The sequence below is a fragment of the Elusimicrobiota bacterium genome (assembly GCA_026388075.1).
Classification (GTDB): domain Bacteria; phylum Elusimicrobiota; class Endomicrobiia; order Endomicrobiales; family JAPLKN01; genus JAPLKN01.
Window position 1 is genome coordinate 1 of sequence record JAPLKN010000105.1, and the last position, 8,163, is coordinate 8,163.

Consider the following 8,163-nt stretch of genomic DNA (forward strand, 5'->3'; position numbering starts at 1 on the left):
TAACAGGGGTAATTACAGCCGTGGGAGCAACCTTTAACGTGATTTATACAAAAATTTGCATATTCTACACCGCTTTTATAAAGGAGGGACCCTCTGTTTATTTTTTTCATACAGCCAACGATAAATAATTAGTTTTTCTAATATAAATATACAAACCTACAGAGCACCTGAAAAGTTGAAAAGTAGTGATTATAAAAGTATAAATGGTGTATGATTTATTTGTCACAGGTGATAAAAACGGCGGCTGTACTAACGGATCATGACATTGAAAAATGGAAGTACAAAGAACACACTAAAGTAAAGCATGAGATTTTAAGTAAATATTTAGGTGCATGGATAAGGATTTTGGGTAAAAATTATTCTAGAATATGCTATTTCGATTGTTTTGCTGGAAGAAGCATCTATAAAGATGGTGAAAAGGGATCACCATTACTAGCTTTAGATATATGTGCTGATGTTAAGAAAAGATTTCATTATCTGAAAGAGATCGTATGTACGTTTATAGAAAAGGATCGAGTTAATTTCGATGATCTTAAGAAAAGCGTTAAAGAAGAGATAGAAAAATACCCTAAGAAATATGAAGGTATAACTGTTATAGAACCTATTAATGATGAATTTGAAAATATAGCAAATGGAATTATAGATAAGGTCGGTAAAAATTTGGCCCCCTCGTTCTTTTTTATAGATCCCTTTGGTTTTAGTGGTGTCCCACTTAAAACACTAAATAAGCTTCTTTCTATTCAACGAGTTGAAATATTTATTACATTCATGTTACGTGATGTTATAAGATTCTTGGAAAGTGAACCACACAAACATAGCATAGAAGAATTGTATAATATAGAAAATATAAAAGAAATGTTATCTTCTGACGATTATAAAAAAATACCAAAGGAAGAGGCATTATTAAAAATATATATAGCACAGCTTAAAAGTGCTGGTGCCAAATATACGCTACCATTTAAAGTAAATGCAGACGAAAAATTACAGACAACATATTATCTTATTCATGTAACCAATCACCCTAAAGGTTGTGAGATAATGAAAGAAATTATGCTTCATAGTGGAACAAAGGGAAGAATGGGATACTTAGGACCTGCCGAAGGGCAAATGACAATAACGCAGATGCTAGGTATAAGTAAATTAAAAGAGTTTTTATTAAAAAAGTTTAAAGGTGAGGTTATTTCTTTTCAAGAAATAAGATACAAAACCATAATGGATACGGATTTTACTATTAGTCAATATAGAGAAACAATATTAGAATTAGAAAAAGAGGGGATAATTTCAATAAATGGTAAAGGACCTAGAGGAGGACTACCAGACGAAAGTAAAATTAGTTTTAATAAATAAATTTATTCAAATTATCTATAGTTATCAAGTCTTTTACTATCACTTTTTTTGATAAATAAATTCTGCTGTTAATCAAAGACATGGGCTTAAATTCACCATCAAAAAAATAACTCCCATGATATCCTCTTCTTCCACTGAATTCTAAAAGAGGATTATAGCCCTTTTCTTTAAGTCGTTTACAAAGTGTTTTTGCTTTCTCAAATTCAACGTTCAAACTGCCATCAAAATCAAAGCAGATCCATTTTACTTTATTCATTTTTGGATCTATTTGGAAACCACCGACAGTTATCATTCCTTGTAAATGTTTTCTTATTATATCATCAGAAAATGTTTCTTTGATAACCTTGTACTCATTCAAACCTTCTATTTGTAACGGGTAACAGTCATCCCTTATGATAAATAGATCCCTTACGGTTTTTATAATTTCTTCTGAAACTTCAACCATATATAAGAATTTTAGATTAAAGTATAAATCATTTCCTCTCCTCCCCGCAGTGCGGGCATCTCACGAACTGGTAGCGGGCTTTGAAGCCGCAGTTAGCACAAACGACTTCGGATGTGGTGATTTCGGCAGGTTTTATAGGTTCTTCTAAATGTTTATCTTTCCGATAGTAAGCAGCTTTCCATGCATGAACCTTGCTGTTTAATTGTCGATATTTTTTATTTGCAGCTGACATAATTACAACCATTTAATAATCTTATATTTTTAGATATACTTATAATTAATTTCTTAAAACAAGTTTTTAAAATGCTTTAATCTATAATTTTTTAGTTCATCGTGATACGATGACGCCATAGTTTTTACTTAATGATATAAGATAACTGCCGAAGGCAACAACGCCCTATTAATCGCTGTTCAACGACTTTTTATGAAGGAAAAAGGTAATACTTCGAAACAGTGTAAGTTGGATTATTTCCTCTCCTCACCGCAGTGGGGGCATCTCACGAACTGGTATCGGGCCTTGAAGCCGCAGTTTTGGCAGGTGACTTCGGAGGTTGTTATATTTTCAGGTAACGGTCTTTCAGCATTTTTATTATTCTTCCAAGCATTTATTGTGTGAACCTTTCGGTTCAATTGCTGGAATTTTTTGTTGGCGGCTGTCAAAAAATCACTAATAATTAATAAATACTAATTTATAAGTACTTTGGTTGCTTGTAATTCCAGCCTCCGCCCATCATAATCACTATAATTAATATTTAGAAATTACTCTAAATCCCATTTTTCGTGCCTTACACCACTCTTGAGCTGCATCCATTTTTCGCTTAAATGTCGGTAGCAAATGTTTCCCTTTTATCTCAACTATTTCTTTTGTTCCGTTTTCTTTCTCAACTAAAAAGTCTGGTTTAAATCCTCTTAATTTTCCATTTTCATCCCAATAGGGAATTATTATTCCATGGTTTTTAGTCCATTTCTTAACTTCTTTGTCTTTTTCTAAATCTTTCATTAATTCTAATTCCCAACTAGAGTCATAATACTCAAAACTATAAGGGCTTTTTACATTCTCATCAAATTCGCCATGTTCACTAGTTGGCATTTTTCTTTCCTCCCAAAATTCCCTCAACAATCGGCTGAGTAAAGTTTTTCCTTATTTCTTCAAGATTTTCTAATACCGTTTCTATTTCTTCCTTATTTGTTTCTGAAAGAGTTTTGCCATTAAATAATTTAAGCTTAATATGGTCAATTATCACGTTATATAACTCTCCTTTTTTTAACCCTCCAAAACCATATTCTAAAAGGAGATTAGAAGCCATTTCCACAATTTGCTTTTTAAATAAATCTTCCAATTCTTCCTTGCTTAGCTTTTTCTTTTCTTCTTCGTCTTTAAAATCAATATCTTCTCCAGATAGTATTTCCATTCTTCTTTCTTTATCTACATATAGTTTTATCATTTGTTCTATTCTTGTCTTGCTAATAACCCATTTATCTTTATCGTATTTGACAGAATCTAAAATTTGCTCCCAATTCTTAGAAATCTCTTTTTTGGGAATTTTCTTTAAGATGGCATCAAAATCTATTTTTGTTTCATATTCAGGAGAAGGAATTTCTATAAGGTTTTCGGGTCTTGTTAACCTTTGAATTTTGGGAGTTATTGGAATATCTTCGTCTCCTAAAACATCTTCCGTATCAACAGTTCTAACTCCGCTAGCTCCAACTTTTCTCCAGAGCCAATCATGTTGAAGTTTTGGATGATCAACTACTGCTAAGATTTCTCTTTCGTCAATGTTTCTGATTATTTTTCTTAAACCTCTTCCTATAACCTGCTGTCCATAAACCTGCGAACAAAATTTTCTTAATAGAAGGATAACTGATACTTCTGGGACATCCCAACCTTCTCTCAACATCATTACACTAATCACAACTTCAAATGAACTACCTAATTTTCCTAAATTTGTTGCGGCTTCTCTTGCAGTTATTAGTTCTCCGTTTGGTTTGTATCCTACTTGTTCATCTGCAGTATCTTCCGTAACTAATAAAACCTTATCCCTCCCTAAATTAAAATCTTTATTAAAAACGTCTCTGACTCTTTTTCCCTCTTCTATTCCCATAGTGACTATAAACAAAATTGGCTTGTATCTTTCTTTTGACCTTCTTTTTTGTTCATCAAATCTTTTTAATGCGATAGAAATCTGTTTTTTCATCGGCTCAGAATCCATAATCCACTGAAAAGGTTTTACATTTGCTTCTGCTTCTTTAAACTCTTTGTCTAGTTCTGTAACTTTCTTTTTTTCACCAGTTATTTTGTTAGTATAAGTTAACTCAACTATTTTAGCATCTGGCTGATAGACAACTACTGATTTAATAATTCCGTCATCTAAAGCTTGTGCTATTCCATATTCCATAATCATTTCAGAATCTAATGGTTTTGCATCTGCTCTTTCAGGAGTTGCTGTCGTATCTAATCTGAATATTGTTTTATGAGTTAACATTCTTAGAACTTTTGTATATTCTTCAGCAGGAGTATTATGGGCCTCATCATTAAATATGGCAAAATTTCCAACTTTGTTTAAGAACCAATCCAAATTTCTTTTTCCGGAAGTGTTGGCTTCATAAAGCTGATGAATGTTACCTAAAATAACTCCAGAGTCTAAAATCCCCTGCGGGCTTGCTCCCCCTTCCATAATATGGGCATTTAATTCATTTTCTAGATGTTTAAACTCTTTTGGAAAGAGATCAAATTTTTGGAAAACAGATTTTTCTCCATTTGTAACTAAAAAATCTCTCTGCAACCTATCCCTTACAATTAGATTTGGAACTAAAATCAGAAATTTGTCTAACTTCTGACACATTTTAAGCCACGCAATACAAGCTCCAATTATTGCCGTTTTTCCTCCACCCGTAACAATATTTAAGAGAAGATTATTTTTTCCTAAAACCTCATAAGAATAAATAACTCTCAAAACTGCTTCCAATTGATGTTTCCATAACTTTGTTTCTTTGTTTTTATCTGTTAAATGCTCTAAAAATCTTCGTGTTTCGTCTTTAACACTATGAAAATCAATTTTCCATAATTCAAAATCTTGTCCTAAATCAGTGAGTTTCATTTAACATCTATCTCCAATATTTCAATTTTCTCTCCTCCTTCATCGTCCTGAACTTTACATGCAACTTTTTTCTTCCCGGCAGAGATAAATTTGTAAATTACTCTTAGAACGGGCTTATTATCCTTCATTCCTAAGAATGAATACCCTGGTGTTGAGATAAACCTCTCACCATTATAAGAAAAGTCCCACTGAACATTTATTATTTTACCGGACTGATTTAATGAAACTGACTCAGAAACATCAAACTCATATTCTAAATTTGCTGTTCTTTTTGTTGAGATTCTGACTTGTGGCGGAAGTATGAATCTTAGCAGATTTTTGTATTCGGGATGTTTTGATGTTACATGCTCTTTAAATTCATTGGATTCTATTGGTACTAATTGAAGTTTTACAAAGTCTATTGCTACTGCATGTTGTATCTCTAATTGTTTAGCAACATTTCTTGCTCCAGGAGTAAAGCCCCAAGCAATCATTATTCCTTGATGATGTCCCCTTCTTTTTACTATATCTTTAGCAAATTTAACTACTTCACTTTCAGTTATCGGATCATCTTGTGATGGACTTCCTACAAAAAGAGGAACTGATTGTTTATATCCATGAATGAGACCTTCTGAACTTGTCAATCTTCCATTATAAGCAGAAATGATAAAATTCCTAAATGTTTCTTCTTTCATTTTTACAAGTTCAGGAACTTCATAAACACCCCAATTCTTTATTTCAATATCTGGAACTTTACCTAAACTTTGCTGGACTTCTTTTTTATTTTCTCCAAGAACACTTCTTAATAATCTATCTCTTGTAACAGAAACTGCAATTTTAGAGATATCAGAAGCAATCCATCTTCTGCCTAACTTTTGAGCAACAGCAGGAGTTGTCCCTCCGCCACAAAAGAAATCTGCGATGATGTCCCCTGGTTTAGAGATTGTTTCAAGGATTCTTTCCATTAAGGCTCCTGGTTTTTGTGTAGGATAACCTATTCTTTCTTTTGCAGTTGGAGCCATCAAAGAAATTTCCCAAACATCTGACATCGGAGCTCCGGGGGATTTTTCACCTGTCTTCTGACCTCTTATTCTATTTCCATTTTCATCAAAAACATTTAATATTTTTAATCCTCCATCTGCCTTGATTGTTGATTCTGATAAAGGTTCATAGATTACTTTAAATGAGTGTTCTCCATCGTTACCCTTAGAATACCAAAAGATTATATCGTGCATCCTTTGAAGGTTTTTCTGCTTTGCAGGCCATCTCCTATATCTCCAAACAATTTCATTCCTGAAATTATCATATCCGAATATTTTATCCAACTCTAATTTGATATAATGGCTTGCGTGCCAATCACAATGAACTAAAATTGAACCTGTCGGTTTGAGCAATCTCTTCATTTCAAGAATACGAGAATTTAACCAAATTAAATAGCCAGGCATTCCGCCTTCCCAAATATCTGTAAAACTTCTGACTTCGTTTTGGTCTCCAAATACAACATTATAGTTCCTGCCTGAAAAGAAAGGGGGGTCAATATAGATTAAATCAATGAAGTTGGAAGGCAAAGCCCTCATAATATGCAAATTATCTCCAAATATTAGTTGATTTGGCTCTAAATCTTTATGACCAAAAGATACTCTTTCTATAACTTGAAAAGGAAGGGAAATTTTAGGATAAATTTTTCTGTATTGCTCTTTCTCATCACAGCCAAGAGGAAGTTTATCAACTGGGATGTTTCCAAATCTTACAGGAGTTTTAAAGAATTCTGCTTGTTTAGGTATTTCTATATTAACCTCTTCGTCTGCTTGCTTGATTTCTTTTATTGTTTGACGTCTATATTCACTGATTTTACCATGAATATTTTCTTTTTTTATTTTTTTATATTTATTTTTAACATTTTTCATTTTCTTCACTCTTCTTTTCTTCCCGACAGGTATATTCTCCTTTCTTCTACTAACTCATGGAACCTTTTTATCTTGCTTTGTATGCTTTCGGGCCAGGCCTGCGCAGCCTTGGACAGCGCAAAGGTATCCAGTGTCGATACATCATCCCATTTGCCTGCTTTCTTGATTATTTCTTCCAGCTCTCTTCTTTCCTCGTCAGACTTTCCAGGCCATTTAATTTTCTCGTCCATGCTGACTTTTGCAATGAAGTCCGAGCCAGCTATTCTTTCCACGCCCTCTTTTTTCGCAAAGTGGAATATGGCTTCCTTTAGCTCTTCCAGTTCTTCGTCTATTTTCTCCAGGAATTCCTTTTTCTTGTAGTAGAGCACAGAATACTTGTTGACAAGCTGGACCCCAGGCTCATTAAGAAACCTGTTTGCAGGCATGGCATCAGTCTTTATTATGTGCCCCCACTTGCTGCATATGGCGCGGAACTCGCACCAGTCGCATAGCACGCTCTCCTTTGCAGGGAACTTATCTGTGTCACAAGCAAGCTCTATCATCTGTATTGAGCTTAGTACATCGTTTTCCAGGTCATTCAACTGCTTGTCTGTCCTCTCTGAGCGCATTTCCTTGTCAAACGCGAGAAAGTGCCATACCAGGTCTATCTTCTTTGCGTCTTTGAACATGCTCCTGACAGCTATGGCATACAAAGCCAGCTGCCTGTCAATATCTAATTTGGCCTGCTCAGGAAGTGAAGCAGCGGTCTTGTAATCATGTATTTCATATGCCCCGTCACAGAACGAGAGCCTGTCAATAAAGCCCTGAATTTTATATCCCTGGATATCGACAACAATCCTCTGCTCAAGCCCGATTGTCTTGTCATTATCAAATGGCTTGTACCTATTATAAAAATCAGCTATGAATTTCTCTCCCATCTTTTTGTAGTTCCTTTCGCTGTACTCCTCCCTCACGATCTGCACGTTGTCATGCCAGTTCTTTTTCCACTGTTCTTTGTAGAAAGCGATGAGTTCGCTGAGAAGAAGGAGCTTCTGGAATTTGAGGTCCTTGTAAATTTTTTCTAGTGCCTCATGCACGCGGCTTCCCAGGAACGCTTCCACGCCCTCGAATTCCTCAGTCTCTGCCTTGTCTATGTAATGGAACCTGAACTTCTGCGGGCACTGCTCGAATGTGCTTATACGGGAGTGGGAGAATATCATATTACATCACGATTTTTAGTCATTTTTCAAGAACTCATCAATTTTTTTAAGCATTGGATTAAAATCATCTGTAACACAGAACGGGAATATTCTATATTCTTTTATTTTACTCCCTTTCAACGGCATGATATTATGAATTGCTTCCTCTAAATTATTCCATTGTTCAACTTTCTTACTTTTTTCTTTGG

8 protein-coding genes are annotated in these 8,163 nt (G+C 34.4%); 1 reads left to right on the forward strand and 7 read right to left on the reverse strand.

Going from position 1 to position 8,163, the window contains the following annotated elements; genetic code table 11:
* On the reverse strand, nt 1-110 hold a 110-nt coding region (locus tag NT145_05525), incomplete at its 3' end, for a radical SAM protein (GenBank protein MCX5782145.1).
* A 100-nt stretch (nt 111-210) separates the two neighbouring features.
* On the opposite strand from NT145_05525, the gene NT145_05530 reads away from it, so the two are divergent.
* Nucleotides 211-1,347: a three-Cys-motif partner protein TcmP gene (locus NT145_05530; GenBank protein ID MCX5782146.1), complete on the forward strand. Its 1,137-nt coding sequence runs from the start codon at nt 211-213 to the stop codon at nt 1,345-1,347.
* On the opposite strand, the gene NT145_05535 is transcribed toward NT145_05530, so the two are convergent.
* The 6 genes from NT145_05535 to NT145_05560 form a co-directional block, all read right to left on the reverse strand.
* Complete coding sequence (locus tag NT145_05535) at nt 1,337-1,792, reverse strand: hypothetical protein (GenBank protein ID MCX5782147.1); 456 nt, start codon at nt 1,790-1,792, stop codon at nt 1,337-1,339. The two genes, NT145_05530 and NT145_05535, sit on opposite strands and share 11 nt — an antisense overlap.
* 28 nt (nt 1,793-1,820) lie before the next feature.
* Nucleotides 1,821-2,036: a hypothetical protein gene (locus NT145_05540; GenBank protein ID MCX5782148.1), complete on the reverse strand. Its 216-nt coding sequence runs from the start codon at nt 2,034-2,036 to the stop codon at nt 1,821-1,823.
* Between the two features lie 501 nt (nt 2,037-2,537).
* Nucleotides 2,538-2,882, reverse strand: coding sequence for a hypothetical protein (locus tag NT145_05545; protein ID MCX5782149.1), 345 nt, complete (start codon nt 2,880-2,882; stop codon nt 2,538-2,540).
* A complete protein-coding gene (locus tag NT145_05550; GenBank protein MCX5782150.1) occupies nt 2,872-4,890 on the reverse strand; it encodes a DEAD/DEAH box helicase family protein in 2,019 nt (672 codons plus the stop codon). The genes NT145_05545 and NT145_05550 overlap by 11 nt, the downstream gene beginning before the upstream one ends.
* Complete coding sequence (locus NT145_05555; GenBank protein MCX5782151.1) at nt 4,887-6,776, reverse strand: site-specific DNA-methyltransferase; 1,890 nt, start codon at nt 6,774-6,776, stop codon at nt 4,887-4,889. Before NT145_05555 ends, NT145_05550 begins: the two co-directional genes overlap by 4 nt.
* A gap of 5 nt (nt 6,777-6,781) precedes the next feature.
* Nucleotides 6,782-7,975: a PD-(D/E)XK nuclease family protein gene (locus NT145_05560; protein MCX5782152.1), complete on the reverse strand. Its 1,194-nt coding sequence runs from the start codon at nt 7,973-7,975 to the stop codon at nt 6,782-6,784.
* Nucleotides 7,976-8,163: the final 188 nt, after the last annotated feature.